Source organism: Rathayibacter sp. Leaf296, assembly GCF_001423045.1.
GTDB classification, from domain to species: domain Bacteria; phylum Actinomycetota; class Actinomycetes; order Actinomycetales; family Microbacteriaceae; genus Rathayibacter; species Rathayibacter caricis.
Map to the genome: position 1 here is coordinate 1,672,935 of NZ_LMNR01000001.1, position 20,537 is coordinate 1,693,471.

Here is a 20,537-nt window from a genome sequence, read left to right on the forward strand (position 1 = left end):
AACGCTGACACGCGTTTCTCGCCCATCGCCTTCGAGAGGGCCCCTGGTCAGTCCACGGGAGGTTCTTGATGAGCTCCGCTGCGCGGTCGGGTCGAGAGGTGCCGGAGTTCCGAGCGTGCTGCGCACGGCTCGCTCGATCGAGCGTGCTGCGCACGGCTCCTTCGACTGAGCGTGCTGCACACGGCTCCTTCGACTGAGCGTGCCGCGCACGGCTCGCTCGAACGGGCGGGACGCGCGCGTTGGTCGCGGGGGAACGTGCTGCGGAGGACTCCGCCGCGGGCGCACGGTGGTCGCGCGGAGGAGGCGTGCGGACGGTCGTGAGTGGTCGTCCGGTGGGTGGAACGAGGACGGCGGGCGGAGGGGTGCGAGGCACCCGCTCCGCCCGCCGTCGCGGGGCGTCGCCGTCAGTCGGAGGCGGGGCGCAGGTAGAGGGCGGCCAGCGGGGGGAGGACGACCTCGGCGGAGGCGGGGCGGCCGGACCACGGCTCGTCCTTGGCCTCGACGGAGCCGAAGTTGCCGACTCCCGAGCCGCCGTAGATCTCGGCGTCGGTGTTGACGAGCTCCTCCCAGCGGCCGGCGACGGGCAGGCTGACCCGGTAGCCGTGCACGGGCGATCCCGAGAAGTTCACGATCACCGCGACCGGCCGACCCTGCTTGTCCTTCCGCAGGAACGAGATGACGTTCGGAGCGGCGGAGCCGCCGTCGATCCACTCGAAGCCCGCCTGGTCGAAGTCGAGCTCCCACAGCGACGGCGTCTCGCGGTACACGCGGTTCAGCTGACCGACGAGATCGAAGAGACCGCGGTGCGCGGGCTGATCGAGGATCCACCAGTCCAGGCCCCGCTCCTCCGACCACTCGGAGTACTGGCCGAACTCCTGCCCCATGAAGAGCAGCTGCTTGCCCGGGTGCGCCCACATGAAGGCGAGGTACGCCCGCAGGTTGGCGCGCTGCTGCCAGTGATCGCCGGGCATCTTCTGGATCAGCGATCCCTTGCCGTGCACGACCTCGTCGTGGCTGATCGGCAGGACGAAGTTCTCGCTGAAGGCGTAGACGAACGAGAAGGTGATCTCGCCCAGGTGGTACTGACGCCACAGCGGATCGTTCGCCATGTAGTTCAGCGAGTCGTGCATCCAGCCCATGTTCCACTTGAGCCCGAAGCCGAGGCCGCCCGAGACGGTGGGCTGGGTGACGCCGGGCCAGCTGGTCGACTCCTCGGCGATCATCATGATGCCGGGGTAGAGCTTGTACGCCGTGGCGTTCACCTCCTGCAGGAAGCTGATCGCCTCGAGGTGCTCGCGACCGCCGTGCTCGTTCGGCAGCCACTCGCCCTCCTTGCGGGAGTAGTCGAGGTACAGCATCGAGGCGACCGCGTCGACGCGGAGTCCGTCGACGTGGAACTCCTCGAGCCAGAAGAGCGCGTTCGCGACGAGGAAGTTGCGGACCTGCGTGTGACCGAAGTCGAAGACGTAGGTGCCCCAGTCCATCTGCTCGCCCCGACGCCAGTCCGGGTGCTCGTAGAGCGGCTCGCCGTCGAAGCGGGCGAGCGCGAAGTCGTCCTTCGGGAAGTGCCCGGGGACCCAGTCGACGATGACGCCGATGCCGGCCTGGTGGAGCCGGTCGATCAGGTACTTGAGGTCGTCGGCCGTGCCGAAGCGGCTGGACGCCGCGTAGTACCCGGTGACCTGGTAGCCCCAGGAGCCGCCGAACGGGTGCTCGGCGAGCGGCATGAACTCCACGTGGGTGAAGCCGAGCTCGGTGACGTACTCGATCAGCGGATCCGCCAGATCGCGGTAGCCGAGACCGGGGCGCCACGAGCCGAGGTGCATCTCGTAGACGCTGAGCGCCTGCGCGTGCGGGTCGACCGCCGCGCGCTGCGCCATCCAGTCGCCGTCGCTCCACTGGTGGTGCGAGACCGCGATGCGCGAGGCGGTTGCGGGCGGGACCTCGGTCGAGCGGGCCATCGGGTCGGCCTTGCGGACCCAGTGGCCGTCGCGCGAGAGCAGATCGAACTTGTAGGCAGCGCCGGGCTCGAGGCCCGGGACGAAGATCTCCCAGACGCCGGTGACGCCGAGGTTGCGGAGGGCGTGGCCCTCGCCGCTCCACTGGTTGAAGTCGCCGACCACGCGGACCGCCTGAGCGTGCGGCGCCCAGACCGAGAACGACGTGCCCCAGACGCCCTCGTGCTCACGGTGGCGGGCGCCGAGCGCCTCCCAGAGCCGCTCGTGGCGGCCCTCGCCGATGAGGTAGAGGTCGAAGTCGCCGACGGTCTTCGAGAAGCGGTACGGGTCCTCCGTCGTCCACTCGCTGCCGTCGCCGTAGCGGGCCTCGATCGTGTACGCCTGCGGGCCGAGGATGTGGAAGCCCTGCCAGATGCCGTCGTGCAGGTGGGTCAGCTCGACGCGGGCGCCGGTCGAGAGCACCGCGACGACCTTCTCGGCGAGCGGGCGCCGGGTGCGCACCACGGTCACGGGGTCCGCGACGCCCTGCGCGGCGACCACGTGCTGGCCGAGCACGTGGTGGGGGAGCGCGTTGCTGCCGGTCGCGAGCTGCTGCAGGATCCACTCCTCGATGACGGGGAGCTCGATGCCGGAGGAGCCCTCCACGACCGAGTCGGAGGCTGCCACGGACCCGACGGACGGAGCCGCGGCCTCGTCGATCCCTGAGCCCGTGGTCGTCGCCGAGCTCGTGCCGGTGGTCACGACGGTCTCGACGCGCGGAGCGAGGCCCGCCTGCTCGGCGGGGGTGGCGGTGTCGTCGCCGGGGGTGGTGCCGCTCATCGCTCGTCCGCCTTCACGCTCAGGATGTGCACCGGCTCGACGAACGAGTCCAGCCGCACGTAGTTGTCGCTCGACCAGGTCCAGACGGCCCCGGTGATCAGGTCCTCGACCTGGAACGAGTCGCCCCACTCCAGACCCAGTGCGGGCAGGTCGAGGTGCACGGTCGTCTCGCGGGCGGAGTGGGGATCGGTGTTGACCACGACGATCAGGGTGTCGGCGGTGCCGGTGCCCGTGAACTCCTTCTGCAGGTGCTTCGTGTAGACGATGATCGCCTCGTCGTCGCTGCGGTGCACCTGGAGGTTGCGACGCTGCGCGAGGGCGGGGTGCGCCTTCCGGATCTCGTTGAGCCGGGTGATGTACGGGGCGAGCGAGCGTCCGGAGGCGTCCGCCGCCGCCCAGTCGCGCGTCTTGTACTCGAACTTCTCGTTGTCGATGTTCTCCTCGGCGCCCGGGCGCGCGACGTTCTCGACGAGCTCGTAGCCGGCGTAGACGCCCCAGAGCGGCGAGGCGGTCGCGGCGAGGGCGGCGCGCACCTTGTAGGCCGCCGGCCCGCCGTACTGCAGGTACTCGGTGAGGATGTCCGGCGTGTTCACGAAGAGGTTCGGGCGCATGTAGTCGGCCGTCTCGTGCGAGATGCTCGTGAAGAACTCCTCGAGCTCCTCCTTGGTGTTGCGCCAGGTGAAGTACGAGTACGACTGCTGGAAGCCCACCTTGCCCAGTGCCCGCATGATCGCCGGGCGCGTGAACGCCTCGGCGAGGAACACGACGTCGGGGTGCTCGGCGTTGACCTCGTGGATGATCCACTCCCAGAAGTCGAGCGGCTTCGTGTGCGGGTTGTCGACGCGGAAGATCCGGACCCCGAGCGAGATCCAGTGGCGCAGGATCCGCAGCGACTCCTGGCGGATGCCCTGGGGGTCGTTGTCGAAGTTGATCGGGTAGATGTCCTGGTACTTCTTCGGCGGGTTCTCGGCGTACGCGATGGTGCCGTCCGGGAGGGTCGTGAACCACTCCGGGTGGCTCGTGACCCACGGGTGGTCCGGCGAGGCCTGCAGCGCGAAGTCGAGGGCGAGCTCGAGGCCCGCCTCCTTCACGGCGTCGTGGAACGCGGTGAAGTCCTCGACGGTGCCGAGGTCGGGGTGGATCGCGTCGTGGCCGCCCTCGGCGGCGCCGATCGCCCACGGCGAGCCCGGGTCGGCCGGGCCGGCGTTCAGCGTGTTGTTCGGTCCCTTGCGGAACGTGCGGCCGATCGGGTGGATCGGCGGCAGGTAGAGCACGTCGAAGCCCATGGCGGCGACGGCGGGGAGGCGCTCGGCAGCGGTGCGGAAGGTGCCGCTCGTGACCGTGCCGTCCTCGTTGCGCACCGCGCCCTCGGAGCGCGGGAAGAACTCGTACCAGGCGCCGACGCCCGCGCGGGTGCGCTCGACGTGCACGACGCGCGGCTCCGAGAGGCTCGAGAGGCTCATCACCGGCCGCGCCGTGAGCGCCCCGTGGACCGCGGCGTCCTCGGCGGCCGCGAGGCGCGCCTCCGGAGCGAGCGAGGTGTCGGCGACGCTCGCGGCCGTGTCGGCCAGCAGGGTGCGCTCGGTCCCCGAGCGCGACTCGTCGCCGGCGGCCGAGCGCAGGAGCCCCGCACCCACCGCGAAGGTGACGTCGATGTCGAGGCCGGCCGGGATCTTGATCTCGGCCGTGTGCAGCCAGGTCGCCCAGTCGTCGGCGAAGGAGCGGATGCGGTAGGTCCAGTCGCCCTCGGCGTCCAGACGGACGAGCCGGCCGTATCGGTCGGTCCCGGTCGCGATCAGGCTCATCCGGTGCTCGGACTCGGCGCCCGAGGGCGACGTGAGGAGCAGGTCGACGCCGATGAGGTCGTGGCCCTCGCGGAACGCGGTCGCCGCGAACGGCACGACCTCGCCGACGAAGGCCTTCGCCGGCCAGCGGTCGTCCTCGAGCCGCGGCTGCGGGTCGATGATCGGGAGGCGCTCGGCGCGGACGCGGTAGCCGGAACCCTGCCGTGCCTCTGCAGCGGGCGATGCCGCAGCGGACTCGGCGGGAGGCGGCGTCGGCGCCTCCGGAGTCGTGTCCGCCGGGGGCGGGAGAGTCGCCGCCCCCGGTTCCGGGGGCGCGGCGGCCCGTGCCGGGGCGGTACCTCCCTCAGCCGCTCGTCGTGCGCCCTTGCCGTGCGAAGCCTTGCCGAAAGGTGTCATAGCCACGTCACGACAGTAGCGACCGGGCGGGCCTTTGGCACGCCGGTTGCGCCCGAGCTCGACGCTGTGCAAACGGGGTCGCGGGGCGGGGTCGAGCGCCCTCTTGCGGACATGTCCTCTAGAGGCGATTGCCACCGCTCGTGGGGGTGTGCCACGGTGCGCTGGCGACCTGCGCCGGTCGACTGCACACGACCAGGAGGCTCGCATGCCCACCCTCTCCGCCTTCCCACCTACCGGGCCGGAGGACGGCCCCGCCGCCTCCGCCGCTCGATCGCGACCATCGCGTCGAGGCGGATGGCGTGCCCTGCTCGCATCGACCGCGCTCCTCGCGCTCGCCACTGGGCTCCTCGCTCCTCCCGCCACCGCAGAGGACTCGATCACTGCCGCGGTGGCCCCGAACGGAGTGGCCGGGTGGGGCAAGAACCTCGACGGTCAGTCCGTCGCTCCCGCCGGACTGACCGACGTGATCGCCGTCTCGGCCGCCCCCGACTGGAGCCTCGCGCTGCGCGGCGACGGCACGGTCACCGCGTGGGGGTACAACGGCACCGGGCAGCTGAACGTTCCCGCCGGGCTCACGGGCGTCACCGCCATCGCCGCCGGCCTCTACCACGGCCTCGCGCTGAAGAGCGACGGCACCGTCGTCGCGTGGGGCGACAGCACCTTCGGTCAGGCCACTGCTCCTGCGGGCCTGGCGGGCGTCACCGCCATCGCCGCCGGCCGGTACTTCAGCCTCGCGCTGAAGAACGACGGCACCGTCGTCGGCTGGGGCACCGACACCGCCGGGCAGCTCGACATCCCCGCCGACCTCACGGGCGTCACCGCCATCGCCGCAGGCAGCGGCCACGCCCTCGCGCTGACGAGCGCAGGCACCGTGACGGCCTGGGGCGACAGCCGCTTCGGGCAGGCCACGGTTCCGACAGGGCTCACGGGGGTCACCGCGATCGCCGCGGGCAGCGCCCACAGTCTCGCCGTCACCGCCGGCACCGTCACCGCCTGGGGCTCCAACGCCTCCGGGCAGACATCCGTTCCCGCCGGGCTCGCCGGCGTCACCGCAGTCGCCGCGGGCGGTGCCGACAGCCTCGCGCTCAGGAGCGACGGCACCGTCGCGGCGTGGGGCGACAACCGCTTCGGCCAGGCCGTCGTCCCGACCGGGATCGCCGGAGTCACCGCGATCTCTTCGAGCGAGTCCCATGATCTCGCCGTGGGCCCCCGGCCCGTTCTGACGTCCGACGCGCCGCCGACGACGGCCACCGTCGGCACGAGCGTCTCGTACTCGTTCGCCGCGAACACCGCCACCACGACCTTCGCGGTCGCGTCCGGGAGCCTCCCCGACGGGCTGACCCTCACCCCCGACGGGGTCCTCTCCGGGACACCTGCGACCCCCGAGGACGCCACCTTCACGGTGGCAGCCCGGAACCCCTTCGGCGCGACCGAGGGCGCCTCCCACACGATCACCGTCGAGACGGCGGCGACGGCGCCCACCGTGAGCGGCGATCCGGGTCCGGGAACGGTCGGCACCCCGTACGACGTCAGCTACACCGTCACCGGCAGTCCCGCTCCCCAGCTCTCCGTGCTGTCGGGCCGGCTGCCTGCCGGGCTCAGCCTCGACACGGCGGGCCGTCTGACCGGAACTCCGACCACTGCGGGGACGTACGCCTTCACCGTCCGTGCCGAGAACGCGTCCGGAGTCGCCGACACGACCAGCACGATCACGATCGCGGCGGCGCAGGTCGCACCCACCCTCTCCGGCACCGCCGCTGACGGAGTCGTCGGCACCGCGTACGACTTCGGCTACACCGTCACCGGCACCCCCACCCCCGCCGTCTCGGTGACCGTGGGAATCCTGCCTCCCGGTCTCGCCCTCAGCGCCGCGGGGCGCCTCACCGGCAGCCCGACGACGGCGGGCACCTACGGGTTCACCGTCTCGGCCGTGAACGCGGCCGGCAGCGTGCAGGTCGATGAGTCGATCACGATCGCGTCCGCCGATGTCGCTCCGGCGGTCTCCGGTGATTCGGCGAACGGAACGGTGGGCTCCTCGTACGACTACGCCTACACCGTCACCGGCACCCCGTCGCCGACCGTCTCGGTGACTGCGGGAGCGCTGCCTCCGGGTCTGAGCCTCAGCGCCGCGGGGCACCTCATCGGCACGCCGACGACGGCGGGCACCTACGGGTTCACCGTGTCGGCCGTGAGCTCGGCCGGCACCGCGCAGGTCGTCGACTCGATCACGATCTCGGCCGCAGCGGTCGCCCCGACCGTCTCCGGTGTCGTGGCAGCCGGCATGGTCGGCTCCGCGTACGACTACAGCTACACGGTGACGGGGAGTCCGACTCCCACCGTGTCGGTGATCTCGGGCACCCTGCCTCCTGGCCTCACCCTGAGCGCCTCCGGGCGCCTCACCGGCACGCCGACCGTCGCAGGCACCTCCACGTTCACGGTGCGAGCGGAGAACTCGGCGGGAGTCGCGCGGGCGACCAGCACGCTGACCGTCTCGCCGCGGAAGGTCACGGCGAAGGCCGACCTCCGGGTCGACCTCCTCGGGCCGAGCTCGGCGGTGAAGGGCAGGACCTTCACCTACACGCTCACGACGACGAACGCCGGACCCGCCACGTCGACGTCGGTCTACTCGGAGGTGTTCCTGCCCTCGAACGTTCAGTTCGTCTCCGCGACGGGGACGTACACCCGGATCGGGAACGTCGTGGTCTTCCAGCGCTCGAGCCTGACCGACGGGCAGTCGATCTCGGCACGGATCACCGTCAAGGCGACGGGTACCGGCAGAAGTGCTGCACTGGCGACCACGTTCTCGACGAGGACGCCCGACCCGTCGGTCCGCAGCAACGCCGAGGCAGTGAGGACGACGATCCGCTGAGCGACGGCTCACGACGCGGCGGGCGACCCTCGGGGCCGCCCGCCGCGTCGTTCGCGTCGCCACGCCGTGAGCGGGCCGGTGCCGGTGGCCGACGCCGCGACGAGACCGGGCCGACGCTCGTCGGCCCCTCGCTGCGGGCGGGCGGTCCAGTAGGGTGTGCTCGCGCAACCGCCCCGGTGCCCTCGCGTCCGTGCACGCCGGGGTCCGCAGAGAGTCGAGGAGTGCCGTGAAGGCCATCCGCCGCTTCACCGTCCGTTCGGTCCTGCCGCCCGAGCTCTCCGCGCTCGGCGAGCTGGCCGGCAACCTGCGCTGGGCGTGGCACGAGCCCACGCGCCGACTCTTCGAGCGGGTCGATCCCGCGCTGTGGCGCCGCGGAGGAGCCGACCCCACGGCGCTGCTGGGCACCGTCAGCCCCGAGCGGCTCGCCGAGCTCTCGCAGGACCGCGGCTTCGTCGAGGACGCGTGGCGCCTGCGCGAGGAGCTCGAGCGCTACCGCACCGAGCCGCGCTGGTACCAGTCGCTGCCGGAGTCGGCTCCGCGCTCCCTCGCCTACTTCTCTCCCGAGTTCGGCATCGCCGCCGCCCTCCCGCAGTACTCCGGCGGCCTCGGGATCCTCGCGGGGGACCACCTCAAGGCCTCGTCCGACCTGGGTGTCCCGCTGATCGGCGTCGGTCTCTTCTACCGGTCCGGCTACTTCTCGCAGGGCCTCTCGGCCGACGGCTGGCAGATCGAGTCGTACCCGTCCCTCGACCCCGACGGCCTGCCGCTGCGCGTCGTCCGGCTCGCCGACGGGTCGGCCGCGCGGATCGTGCTCGCCCTGCCGGACGGCCGGGCCCTGTACGCGCGCGTGTGGCGGGCCGAGGTGGGCCGGGTGACCCTCCTCCTGCTCGACACCGACATCCCCGAGAACGAGGACTCCCTCCGCTCGGTCACCGACCGGCTCTACGGCGGCGGCGGCGAGGACCGGCTGCTGCAGGAGCTGCTGCTCGGCATCGGCGGTGTGCGCGCGCTCGAGCTCTGGTCCGAGGTGTCGGGCACGCCGCTCCCGGAGGTGTTCCACACCAACGAGGGGCACGCGGGCTTCCAGGGGCTCGAGCGCATCTCGGGGCTGATCGGGTCGGGGCTCGCCTTCGACGAGGCCCTTCAGGTCGTCCGCGCCTCCACCGTCTTCACGACGCACACCCCCGTGCCCGCCGGGATCGACCGCTTCGACCGCGGGCTGATCGAGGAGTACTTCTCGACCGAGCTGCTGCCGGGCGTCCAGGTCGAGGACGTGCTCGCGCTCGGCGCCGAGTCCTACGACGGCGGCTCCGAGCACGTCTTCAACATGGCCGTGATGGGGCTCCGCCTCGCGCAGCGCTCGAACGGCGTCTCGCAGCTGCACGGCGAGGTCAGCCGCGGCATGTTCTCGGGACTGTGGCCGGGATTCGACACCGCGGAGGTGCCGATCGGCTCGGTCACGAACGGGGTGCACGCGCCGACCTGGACGGATCCGGTGCTGACGGCGCTGGCCCGCGACCGCCTCGGCACCGAGGACACCACCCGGGCCGACTGGTCCTCGGGCGCCCTCAGCGACTACGACCTCTGGGCTGCCCGTCGCACGCTCCGGGAGCAGCTCGTGCGCGACGCCCGGGTGCGCGCGGCGCGGTCGTGGCGCGAGCAGAACCCCGGCGGTCTCACTCCCGGCTGGCTCGACGAGCTGCTCGACCCGGACGTCCTGACCATCGGCTTCGCGCGGCGGGTGCCGACCTACAAGCGGCTGACGCTGATGCTGCACGACCCGGAGCGGCTGCGCGCCCTGCTCACGCACCCGCAGCACCCCATCCAGATCGTGATCGCGGGGAAGTCGCATCCGGCCGACGAGGAGGGCAAGCGGCTCATCCAGCGCCTGGTCCGCTTCGCCCAGGAGGCGGACGTGCGTCGGCGGATCGTGTTCCTGCCCGACTACGACATCGCCATGGCGCAGCTGCTCTATCCGGGCACCGACGTCTGGCTGAACAACCCGCTGCGGCCGCTCGAGGCGTGCGGCACCTCCGGGATGAAGGCGGCACTCAACGGCTCGCTGAACCTGTCGATCCTCGACGGCTGGTGGAACGAGTACTTCGACGGCGAGAACGGCTGGGCGATCCCCTCCTCCGACCGCGCCCTCGACCCCGAGGCGCGCGACACGCTCGAGGCCGACGCCCTCTACGAGCTGCTCGAGAGCGAGGTCGTGCCCCGCTTCTACGAGCGCGACCACGACGGAGTGCCGCGCCGCTGGGTCCGCTCGATCCGGCACACGCTCGCCACGCTCTCGCCCGAGCTGTCGGCCGAGCGGATGGTGCAGCAGTACGTCGAGTCCCTCTACCGTCCGGCGGCCGAGGCGCACCGGGCCGTCGCCGTCGACCACTTCGAGCCGGCGAAGGAGCTGTCGGCGTGGAAGCGCCGCGTGCGGGCCGGCTGGCCGGGAGTGGCGGTCGCCTCCGTCGAGTCGGGCGGCATCGACGCCGTCCCGCAGCGGGGTGACCGGCTGGCCGTCCGCGCCGGAGTGCTGCTCGGCGAGCTCGCGCCCGAGGACGTGACGGTGCAGGTCGTCTACGGCACGACCGCACCCGACGGCTCGCTCACCGACGTGCGCAGCCAGGACCTCGACGTCGCCGAGGCTGCCGGCGCCGTCGTGCCCGCCGACGCGGTCGGGCGGACTCCCTACGCCGGAGTGGTCGAGCTCGATCGCAGCGGCACCTTCGGCTACACGGTGCGGGTGGTGCCGAGGCACCCCCTGCTGGCGCGAGCGGCGGAGCTCGGGCTGGTCGCGGCCGCGGGCTGAGTGCTCAGCGGCCGATGGCGGCGGTGATCGCCCCGGTCGCGGCGATCAGGTCGGCCGGGGCCAGCTCGATGTCGAAACCGCGCCGACCGCCCGAGACGAGGACGGTGTCGTGCAGCTCGGCGGTCTCGTCGAGCACGGTGCGGTGGCGCGTCTTCTGCCCGAGGGGCGAGATGCCCCCCAGCACGTAGCCGGTGCGCCGCTGGGCGAGTGCCGGATCGGCCATGGCGGCCTTCTTGCCGCCCACGGCCGCCGCCAGCTCCTTGAGGTCGAGCGATCCGCTGACCGGCACGATGCCGACCACGAGTTCGCCGTCGACGTCGGTGAGCAGCGTCTTGAACACGCGGTCCGGCTCGACGCCGAGCGCCTCGGCCGCCTCGGCGCCGTATCCGGTCGTCCCCGGGTCGTGCCGGTACTCGTGCGGCGTGAACGGGATTCCCGCCGCGACCAGGGCGACGGTCGCCGGGGTGCCGGGGCCGCTGCGCGCCATCAGGCGCCCGATCCGGAGGGGGTCACCTCTGCCGAGTGGGCAGCGAAGAGCTGCATCGACGTGCCCGCGACGCGGATCACCTGGCCCGGCTCGAAGGACTCGCCGTGCTCGAGAGGCACAGGCTCGTCGCTGCTCCACAGCCGGGTGAAGCTCGTGACGCCCTCGCTCGCGGCGAGGACGACGCTCGTCTCGTGCTCGACCCCGTGCACGACGAGGAGGACGCGGTCGAGCTCCTCGGTCTCGGGGGTGGAGGTGGCGAGGTACTGCATCGTCCGGTTCTCGGCGGAGGTCCAGTCGTGCTCGGACATCCGGCGGCCGTGGACGTCGAACCAGTGCATCGTGCTCGCGCTCGGCGTCACCTCGCCCTCGCGCCCGTAGCGGGAGGGGCGCAGCGCCGGATGCTCGCGGCGCAGCCGGATCAGCGCACGGGTGTGCTCGCGCAGCTCGAGCTGCCACTCGCTCCGGCTGTCCCAGCGGAGCCAGGTGAGGTCCGAGTCCTGGCAGTAGGCGTTGTTGTTGCCGCGCTGGCTGCGCCCGAACTCGTCGCCCGCCGTGATCATCGGCACGCCGGCCGAGAGCAGGAGCGTGCCCAGCAGGTTGCGCATGGCCTTGCGGCGGGCGAGGGTGACGCCCTCGTCGGGCGTGGGGCCCTCGAAGCCATGGTTGAAGGAGCGGTTGTTGTCCGACCCGTCGCGGTTCGACTCGCCGTTGCCGATGTTGTGCTTGACGTTGTACGAGACCAGGTCGGCGAGCGTGAATCCGTCGTGCGCGGTGACGAAGTTGACGGAGGCGAGCGGGCCGCGCTCGGCCGAGAACGTGTTGGAGGATCCGGTGAGGCGGGTGGCGAAGCCGCCGATGCCGACGGGGGCCGTGCCGGCTCGGCGGGCGTAGTCGATGTCCGACAGCCAGAAGTTGCGGACCCGGTCGCGGTAGCGGTCGTTCCACTCCGACCAGCCGGTGGGGAACTGACCCGTCTGCCAGCCGCCCATGCCGACGTCCCACGGCTCGGCGATCATCTTGACGTCGGCGAGCTCCGGGTCCTCGACCGCAGCGACGAGCAGCGGGTGATCGGAGCGGAAGTGCGCGTTCTCGTCGCGACCGAGCGTCGCGGCCAGATCGAGCCGGAAGCCGTCGATGCCGACCTCGGACGACCAGTACCGGAGGGAGTCGAGCACCATCCGCTGCGCGACGGGCCGCCCGAAGTCGATCGTGTTGCCGCAGCCGGTGACGTCGACGTAGTGGCCCTCATCGGTCTGGCGGTACCAGCTCGCGTCGTCGATGCCGCGCAGGCTCGAGCGCGGGCCGTTCGGCCCCTCCTCGGCGGTGTGGTTGTAGACGACGTCGAGGATCACCTCGAGCCCGGCCTCGTGCAGGAGCTTCACCATGCCCTTGAACTCCCGCAGCACGGCGGTCGGGCCGCCGCGCTGCGCCGCGGGGGAGGCGTACGCGGCGTGCGGGCTGAAGAAGTTGAGCGTGTTGTAGCCCCAGTAGTTGGTCAGCCCCTGACGCAGCAGCCGCTGCTCCGACACGAAGGCGTGCACGGGCAGCAGCTCGACGGCCGTCACTCCGAGGTCCAGGAGCGACGCGACGGTCGACTCGTGCGCGAGCCCCGCGTAGGTTCCCCGCAGCTCGACGGGCAGCGCCGTGTTGAGCTTGGTCAGGCCCTTCACGTGCGCCTCGTAGACGACGGTGCGGTCCCACGGCGTGCGCGGCTTCGCCGATCCGCCCCAGTCGAAGGAGTCGTCGACGACGACCGAGCGCCACTCGTTCTCGGCGACCCGCAGCAGGCCCTTCGAGTAGGGCTCGAGCAGGGCGGTCCGCGGATCGAACCGGTGGCGCGGCCCCTCCGGACCGTCGACGCGGATCGCGTACCGGCGCCCGGGGGTCAGCAACGCCGAGCGCGCCGACCACACGTCGCCCTCGCCCCGGACCAGCGGGACCGTGCGCGCGACCCAGGCGGGGTCCTTCTCGTCGTACAGCAGGAGGTCGATGGCGCTCGCGTTCGCCGACCAGACCCGAAGCTCGCCGCCCTCCCCGTCCACGGTCACGCCGAGCCGGGACAGAGGGTCGTGAGAGATCATGCGACTTACAGTAGTGAAGGGCCGGAGACCTCCTCCGCGCCCGCACGCGGACGGGGGACAGCGGTGATCTACCTCGACCACGCGGCCACGACTCCGCTGCGCGCTTCGGCGCTCGCCGCCTTCGTCGAGGCCTCGCAGAGCCCGGGCAACCCCTCCTCGGTGCACGGCGCCGGGCAGGAGGCGCGCCGCCGTCTCGAGGACGCGCGGCAGATCCTCGCCGAGTCGCTGGGCTGCGAGCCGGTCGAGGTGATCCTGACCGCCGGCGGCACCGAGGCGATCAACCTCGCTGTCAAGGGCCTCTACTGGCAGCGCCGCGCCGAGGAGCCTGCCCGGCGGCGGATCCTGGTGCCCGGGGGAGAGCACCACGCGACGATCGACAGTGTCGAGTGGCTCGCGCTGCACGAGGACGCCGCCGTCGAATGGCTCGAGCTCGACTCCGAGGGCGTGCTGCGCCCCGAGGTGCTGGCCGCCGCCCTCGCCCGCGACCCCGCGTCCGTCGCGCTGGTGTCGGCGCTGTGGGTCAACAACGAGATCGGCACGATCGCGCCGGTCGTCGAGCTCGCGGCGGTCTGCGCCGAGGTCGGCGTGCCGCTGCACCTCGACGCCGTCGCGGCGTTCGGCCACCTCCCGCTCGCGATCGCGGACGTGCGCCGGGCGTCCGGCTCGGGCGGGGGAGCGGGACTCGCGGCCGTGAGCGTCTCCGGTCACAAGGTGGGCGGGCCGATCGCGACCGGCGCGCTCGTGCTCGCGCGGGACGCCCGGGTCGTGCCAGTGCTGCACGGCGGCGGCCAGCAGCGCGGTGTCCGGTCCGGGACGCAGGACGTCGCGGGCGCCGCCGCGTTCGCCGCGGCCGCCGCGGAGGCGACCGCCGAGCTCGCCGCGGAGTCCGTCCGCCTCGCCGCTCTGCGCGACCGGCTCGTCGCCGGCGTGCTCGAGGCGGTCCCCGGAGCGACGCTGACCGGCCCCGCCGTCGACTCCGGCCGCCGCGTCGCGAACAACGCGCACCTCGCCTTCCCCGGGGCGCAGGGCGACTCCCTCCTGCTGCTGCTCGACCTGGCGGGCATCTCGGTGTCCACCGGGTCGGCGTGCACGGCGGGCATCCCCGAGCCCTCGCACGTGGTGATGGCGCTCGGCCGCAGCGAGGACGAGGCGCGCGGGGTGCTGCGCCTGACCCTCGGCCGCACGACGACCGACTCCGACGTGGATGCGGTGCTCGCGGCGCTGCCGGGGGCGTACGCCCGCGCCGCGAGAGCCGGTCTCTCCAACCGGTCCGTCCTGCCCATGGCCTGAGCGGGGACTGCGCCGTCCGCACGAGCGCTCGTAGACTCGGACGGTGAAGGTTCTGGCGGCGATGAGTGGTGGAGTGGACTCGGCGGTGGCCGCGGCTCGGGCGGTCGACGCAGGGCACGACGTGGTGGGCGTGCATCTCGCGCTCAGCCGGATGCCGGGCACGCTCCGGACGGGCAGCCGCGGCTGCTGCACGATCGAGGACTCGATGGACGCGCAGCGCGCGGCGAACGTCCTCGGCATCCCCTACTACGTGTGGGACTTCTCGGAGCGCTTCAAGCTCGACGTCGTCGACGACTTCGTGGCCGAGTACTCCGCGGGCCGCACCCCGAACCCCTGCATGCGCTGCAACGAGCGGATCAAGTTCGCCGCACTGCTCGAGAAGGCGCTCGACCTCGGCTTCGACGCCGTGTGCACGGGCCACTACGCCTCCCTCGTCGCTCTGCCCGACGGCGGGCGCGAGCTGCACCGCGCGAGCGACGAGGCGAAGGACCAGTCCTACGTGCTGGGGGTCCTGACCGCCGAGCAGCTGGCGCACTCGATGTTCCCGCTCGGGACCACGCCGTCGAAGGCCGTGGTGCGGGCCGAGGCTGCCGAGCGGGGGCTGAGCGTCGCGAACAAGCCCGACAGCTACGACATCTGCTTCATCCCCGACGGGGACACCCGCGGCTGGCTGTCCGAGCGGGTCGCTCCGGAGGCGGGCACGATCGTCGACCGCGACGGAGCGGTGGTCGGTGCGCACGAGGGCGCCCACGGCTACACGGTCGGGCAGCGCCGGGGCCTGCACCTCGGAGTTCCGGCGCCGGACGGCCGCCCCCGCTTCGTGCTCGAGGTGCGGCCGAAGACCAACGAGGTCGTCGTCGGTCCGCGCGAGGCGCTGCGGATCGGGCGCATCGCCGGCTCCCGGTTCACCTGGGCGGGAGCGCCGCCCGAGGATGCGACGACGCCCTTCCGCTGCGACGTGCAGATCCGCGCTCACGCCGATCCCGTGCCGGCCTCGGCCGTGGTGTCGGACGTCGATGGCAGTGTCGAGCTCGTGATCACCCCCGACTCCCCGCTCGACGGCGTCGCCCCCGGGCAGACCGCGGTCGTCTACCTCGGCACCCGCGTCCTCGGCCAGTGCACGATCGACCAGACCGTGGCCGCCGACCTCGGAGCCGCCGACCTCGTAGCCGCCGACCTCGAGGGTGCCCGCTGATGGCCGCCGACGAGACCGTCGCCACCCGGGTCGACGAGCTGCGCGAGCGGATCCGCTCCGCGAGCGAGAACTACTACGCGGCCGACGCGTCGGTCCTCTCGGATGCCGAGTACGACTCGCTGGTGCGCGAGCTGGCCGCCCTCGAGGCCGAGCACCCCGAGCTCGCAGCGGAGGACTCGCCGACCCGCATCGTCGGGGGCGTCGTCGCGGCCGGTCTCGATCCGATCGACCACGCCGAGCGGATGCTGTCGCTCGACAACGTGTTCTCGGCCGACGAGCTGCGCGAGTGGTGCGAGAAGACGGTCGCCTCGGCCGGCCGCGAGGTCGCCTGGCTCACCGAGCTCAAGATCGACGGGCTCGCGATCTCCCTCCACTACGAGAACGGCCGTCTCGTCACGGCCGCCACCCGCGGCGACGGCCGAACGGGCGAGGACGTCACGGTCAACGCCGTGCGCCTGGCCGGCATCCCCGAGCAGCTCTCCGGCGAGGGCCACCCCGCCCTGGTCGAGGTCCGCGGCGAGGTGTTCATCCCGGTGAAGGCCTTCGCCGAGCTCAACGCCCTGCAGGAGCGGCTGCGCGAAGAGGCCGTCGAGGAGTCGCGCGCCCGGTGGGCCGCTCGTCCCGAGGCGACCCGCAAGCCGTTCGAGGAGGAGCGGGCCCGCGACAGCGCCCTGCGCCGTTTCCCGACCTTCGCCAACCCGCGCAACGCCGCGAGCGGAGGGCTCCGCCAGCAGCTCGACAAGAAGTCCGGGCTCGACCTGCGCGCCGGAGAGGCGCGCGTGCAGTCGCTCGCGCTCTACGTGCACGGCATCGGAGCGTGGCAGGATCCGCCGGTCTCGTCCCAGTCGGAGGTGTACGACCTGCTGGCCTCGTGGGGCCTGCCGGTCAGCGCGCACAACCGGGTCTCCGCCTCCGTCGACGAGGTGGTCGCCTTCGTCGAGCAGTACGGGCGGGAGCGCCACTCGGTCGAGCACGAGATCGACGGGGTCGTCGTCAAGGTCGACGAGCTCGCCCTCCACGACGAGCTCGGTGCGACGAGCCGCGCGCCGCGGTGGGCCATCGCCTACAAGTACCCGCCCGAGGAGGTGCACACCAAGCTCCTCGACATCGTCGTGAGCGTCGGGCGCACCGGGCGGGCCACTCCGTTCGCCGTGATGCAGAAGGTCAAGGTCGCCGGATCCGAGGTCCGCCAGGCGACGCTGCACAACGCCGACGTCGTCAAGGTCAAGGGCGTGCTGATCGGCGACACCGTGGTGCTGCGGAAGGCCGGCGACGTGATCCCCGAGGTGCTCGGGCCGGTCGTCGAGTTGCGCGACGGCAGCGAGCGCGAGTTCGTCATGCCGACGGTATGCCCCGAGTGCGGCACGCCCCTCGCTCCGTCGAAGGAGGGCGACGTCGATCTGCGCTGCCCGAACGCCGAGTCGTGCCCGGCGCAGGTGCGCGGGCGCGTCGAGCACATCGGCGGCCGCGGGGCACTCGACATCGAGGCGCTCGGCGAGGTGAGCGCCGCCGCGCTGACCCAGCCGCTCGTCCCCGCGGAGCCTCCGCTGCGCACCGAGGCCGGGCTCTTCGAGCTCACCCTCGCCGATCTGTTCCCGATCGAGGTCGTCGTCCGCGACTCCGAGACCGGTCTCGAGAAGCTCGACGCCGCGGGTCGGCCCAAGGTCGTCCGGCCCTTCCAGCGCAAGCGGCAGATCGCGAAGGACGGCCCGTTCGCTCCCGACGCGGGCGTCTTCGCGGGCGACGAGTCGTCGGTCCCCAGTACCAACGCCATCCGGCTGATCGAGAACATCGACAAGGCGAAGTCGAAGGAGCTCTGGCGCCTCCTCGTCTCACTGAGCATCCGGCACGTCGGGCCCGTCGCGGCGCGCGCTCTCGCGGGCTACTTCGGCTCGCTCGACGCCATCCGCGCGGCCGGCCGCGACGAGCTCGCGGCGGTCGACGGAGTGGGCGGCATCATCGCCGACGCCCTGCTCGACTGGTTCGAGGTCGACTGGCACCGCGAGATCGTCGACCGCTGGGCGGCCGCGGGGGTGCGCTTCTCGACTCCGGGACACCCCGGCCCTGGTGCCGCGGAGGCGGCGGGAGGAGTGCTCGCCGGGCTCACCGTCGTCGCGACGGGATCCCTCGAGGGCTACTCCCGGGAGGGCGCGCTGGAGGCGATCATGCAGGCCGGCGGCAAGGCGGGCTCGAGCGTCTCGAAGAAGACCGACTACGTGGCGGCCGGGCCCGGTGCGGGCAGCAAGCTCGGCAAGGCGGAGCAGCTCGGCGTCCGCATCATCGACGCCGCGCAGTTCCACCTGCTCGTCACCGAGGGGCCCTCGGCGATCGCTCCGCCCGCGGAGGATGCCGAGTCCTCCGCATCCGACGAGGCCGAGCCCGATGCCGCGGAGGCCTCCGACGAGTCCTGACCCGTCCTCGGTGTCCGCACCCCGGCTGGCCGAGCGGCCCGGAGCCGCTCGGTACACTGGACGCCGCATCCTCACGAACCACCGACGGAGACGTATGTCCGAGATCACGGCCGAGACGGTCGCCCATCTGGCCCAGCTGGCCAGGATCGACCTCACCCCAGAGGAGATCCAGACCATGACCCGGGAGCTCGGCCAGATCGTCGACTCCGTGGCCGCCGTCCAGGCCGTCGCCACCCCCGACGTGCCCGCGACCAGCCACCCCATCCCGCTCCAGAACGTCTTCCGCCCCGATGTGGTCGGCGAGACCCTCACCCGCGAGCAGGCCCTGTCCGGTGCCCCCGAGCACGACGGCAGCCGCTTCCAGGTGTCCGCGATCCTGGGGGAGGAGCAGTGAGCGCCCACGGAGCGGAGATCATCCGCTTGAGCGCCTCCGCGCTCTCCGAGAAGCTCGTCGACGGGTCGATCTCGTCGACGGAGGCGACCCGTGCGCACCTCGACCGCATCGCGTCGGTCGACTCCGCGGTGCACGCGTTCCTGCACGTCGCCGAGGAGGCCGCCGTCGGCACGGCCGCCGAGATCGACCGCCGCCGCGCCGCCGGCGAGTCGCTGCACCCGCTGGCGGGGATCCCGCTGGCCGTCAAGGACGTCATCGTCACGAACGACATGCCGACCACGAGCGGGTCGAGGATCCTCGAGGGCTGGCGTCCGCCGTACGACGCGACCGTCATGATGAAGGTCCGAGCCGCCGGCCTCGTGCCGATCGGCAAGACCAACATGGACGAGTTCGCGATGGGCTCGACCACCGAGCGCTCCGCGTACGGCCCGACCCACAACCCGTGGGACCTCGACCGCATCCCCGGCGGCTCGGGCGGCGGCTCCGCCGCGGCGGTCGCGAGCTACGAGGCACCGCTGGCCCTCGGCTCCGACACCGGCGGCTCGATCCGCCAGCCCGCGCACGTCACCGGCACCGTCGGCGTCAAGCCGACCTACGGCGGCGTCTCGCGCTACGGAGCGATCGCACTCGCCTCGAGCCTCGACCAGATCGGCCCGGTCTCCCGCACCGTCCTCGACTCCGCACTGCTGCACGATGTGATCGCCGGGCACGACCCGCGCGACTCGACGTCGTTGCGGGACCAGTGGCCGTCGTTCGCCGACGCCGTGCGCCGCGCCGACGTGAAGGGCCTCCGCATCGGAGTGCTCAAGGAGCTCGACGGCGGAGAGGGCTTCCAGCCCGGCGTCCTCGCGCGCTTCCACGAGGCGCTCGCGGTGCTCGAGGGCGCCGGAGCCGAGATCGTCGAGGTGAGCGCCCCGAGCATCGAGCACGCGGTCGCCGCCTACTACCTGATCCTCCCCGCCGAGGCCTCCAGCAACCTCGCCAAGTTCGACTCCGTCCGCTTCGGCCTGCGGGTCACGCCGAAGGGCGGAGGCACCGTCGAGCAGGTCATGGCGGCCACGCGCGAGCAGGGCTTCGGCCCGGAGGTCAAGCGCCGTATCATCCTCGGCACCTACGCACTGTCGGCCGGCTACTACGACGCCTACTACGGCAGCGCGCAGAAGGTGCGCACGCTCGTGCAGCGCGACTTCGACCGGGCCTTCGCCTCGGTCGACGTCATCGCCTCGCCGACCGCTCCGACCACCGCCTACCGTCTCGGCGAGAAGCTCGACGACCCGCTGGCGATGTACCGCGGCGACATCGCGACGATCCCGGCGAACCTCGCCGGCATCCCCGGCATCTCGGTCCCCGCGGGGCTGGCCGACGAGGACGGGCTGCCCGTCGGCATCCAGTTCCTCGCTCCCGCCCGCGAGGACGTCCGCCTCTACACCGTCGGCGGAGCGCTCGAGGCCCTGCTCGAGGAGTCGTGGGGTCACCCGCTCCTCGCGAAGGCCCCCGACCTCGCTCCCGCCGAGCAGTTCGCCTCCGAGGAAGGTGCCGTCTGATGGCCTCCGCGCACACGTCCGTCCCCGAGCTCATGGACTACGACGAGGTCTTCGAGCGCTTCGAGCCGGTCCTCGGCTTCGAGGTGCACGTCGAGCTCAACACCAGGACCAAGATGTTCTCGGACGCACCGAACGAGTTCGGCTCCGAGCCCAACACCAACGTCACCCCGGTCGATCTGGGACTCCCGGGCTCGCTCCCGGTCGTCAACGAGCAGGCCGTGCGCTACTCGATCAGCCTCGGCCTCGCGCTGGGCTGCTCGATCGCGCCGTCGAGCCGCTTCGCCCGGAAGAACTACTTCTACCCGGACCTCGCTAAGAACTACCAGATCTCGCAGTTCGACGAGCCGATCGCCTTCGAGGGCTCGGTCGAGGTCGAGCTGGCCGACGGCACCCTCGTCGACATCCCGATCGAGCGCGCGCACATGGAGGAGGACGCGGGCAAGCTCACGCACGTGGGCGGCTCCACCGGCCGCATCCAGGGC

Annotated in this window: 11 protein-coding genes and 1 pseudogene; 8 read left to right on the forward strand and 4 right to left on the reverse strand. The window is 72.4% G+C overall.

Features of this window, described 5'->3' with window-relative positions; genetic code table 11:
- Positions 1-404: 404 nt before the first annotated feature.
- Positions 405-2,777: a 1,4-alpha-glucan branching protein GlgB gene (gene glgB, locus ASF46_RS07785; RefSeq protein ID WP_082485307.1), complete on the reverse strand. Its 2,373-nt coding sequence runs from the start codon at positions 2,775-2,777 to the stop codon at positions 405-407.
- Entirely contained in the window at positions 2,774-4,978 is a 2,205-nt protein-coding gene (locus tag ASF46_RS07790) for an alpha-1,4-glucan--maltose-1-phosphate maltosyltransferase (protein ID WP_082485308.1), read from the reverse strand. The genes glgB and ASF46_RS07790 overlap by 4 nt, the downstream gene beginning before the upstream one ends.
- 388 nt (positions 4,979-5,366) lie before the next feature.
- On the opposite strand from ASF46_RS07790, the gene ASF46_RS07795 reads away from it, so the two are divergent.
- Entirely contained in the window at positions 5,367-7,847 is a 2,481-nt protein-coding gene (locus ASF46_RS07795; protein WP_056867018.1) for a putative Ig domain-containing protein, read from the forward strand.
- A gap of 226 nt (positions 7,848-8,073) precedes the next feature.
- Positions 8,074-10,653 (forward strand): alpha-glucan family phosphorylase, encoded by a 2,580-nt coding sequence (glgP, locus tag ASF46_RS07800; protein WP_056867019.1) that lies wholly within the window; start codon positions 8,074-8,076, stop codon positions 10,651-10,653.
- Between the two features lie 4 nt (positions 10,654-10,657).
- Here the strand turns inward: glgP and ybaK are convergent, their stop codons facing one another.
- Positions 10,658-11,140, reverse strand: coding sequence for a Cys-tRNA(Pro) deacylase (gene ybaK, locus ASF46_RS07805; RefSeq protein WP_056867020.1), 483 nt, complete (start codon positions 11,138-11,140; stop codon positions 10,658-10,660).
- A complete protein-coding gene (gene glgX / locus ASF46_RS07810; protein ID WP_056867021.1) occupies positions 11,140-13,221 on the reverse strand; it encodes a glycogen debranching protein GlgX in 2,082 nt (693 codons plus the stop codon). The genes ybaK and glgX overlap by 1 nt, the downstream gene beginning before the upstream one ends.
- 63 nt (positions 13,222-13,284) lie before the next feature.
- Between glgX and ASF46_RS07815 the strand changes: the two genes are divergently transcribed.
- The 6 genes and pseudogenes from ASF46_RS07815 to ASF46_RS19705 all read left to right on the forward strand — a co-directional run.
- A complete protein-coding gene (locus ASF46_RS07815; protein WP_056867022.1) occupies positions 13,285-14,511 on the forward strand; it encodes a cysteine desulfurase family protein in 1,227 nt (408 codons plus the stop codon).
- Positions 14,512-14,554: 43 nt separating this feature from the next.
- Complete coding sequence (mnmA, locus tag ASF46_RS07820; protein ID WP_235576881.1) at positions 14,555-15,706, forward strand: tRNA 2-thiouridine(34) synthase MnmA; 1,152 nt, start codon at positions 14,555-14,557, stop codon at positions 15,704-15,706.
- Positions 15,706-18,117 (forward strand): NAD-dependent DNA ligase LigA, encoded by a 2,412-nt coding sequence (gene ligA / locus ASF46_RS07825; protein ID WP_056867024.1) that lies wholly within the window; start codon positions 15,706-15,708, stop codon positions 18,115-18,117. The genes mnmA and ligA overlap by 1 nt, the downstream gene beginning before the upstream one ends.
- Positions 18,118-18,211: 94 nt before the next feature.
- Entirely contained in the window at positions 18,212-18,511 is a 300-nt protein-coding gene (gene gatC / locus ASF46_RS07830) for an Asp-tRNA(Asn)/Glu-tRNA(Gln) amidotransferase subunit GatC (protein ID WP_056867025.1), read from the forward strand.
- Positions 18,508-20,055, forward strand: a complete 1,548-nt coding sequence (gene gatA, locus ASF46_RS07835; RefSeq protein ID WP_056867026.1) for an Asp-tRNA(Asn)/Glu-tRNA(Gln) amidotransferase subunit GatA — start codon at positions 18,508-18,510, stop codon at positions 20,053-20,055. Before gatC ends, gatA begins: the two co-directional genes overlap by 4 nt.
- Positions 20,055-20,537 (forward strand): annotated as a pseudogene (locus ASF46_RS19705) (Asp-tRNA(Asn)/Glu-tRNA(Gln) amidotransferase GatCAB subunit B); the annotation flags it as partial. The gene gatA and the pseudogene ASF46_RS19705, both read left to right, overlap by 1 nt.

Bases quoted from the DNA above. Each gene is read 5' to 3' on its own strand.
- glgB (WP_082485307.1), bottom strand. From the start codon at position 2,777: ATGAGCGGCACCACCCCCGGCGACGACACCGCCACCCCCGCCGAGCAG.
- ASF46_RS07790 (WP_082485308.1), bottom strand. From the start codon at position 4,978: ATGACACCTTTCGGCAAGGCTTCGCACGGCAAGGGCGCACGACGAGCG.
- ybaK (WP_056867020.1), bottom strand. From the start codon at position 11,140: ATGGCGCGCAGCGGCCCCGGCACCCCGGCGACCGTCGCCCTGGTCGCG.
- glgX (WP_056867021.1), bottom strand. From the start codon at position 13,221: ATGATCTCTCACGACCCTCTGTCCCGGCTCGGCGTGACCGTGGACGGG.
- ligA (WP_056867024.1), top strand. From the start codon at position 15,706: ATGGCCGCCGACGAGACCGTCGCCACCCGGGTCGACGAGCTGCGCGAG.
- gatC (WP_056867025.1), top strand. From the start codon at position 18,212: ATGTCCGAGATCACGGCCGAGACGGTCGCCCATCTGGCCCAGCTGGCC.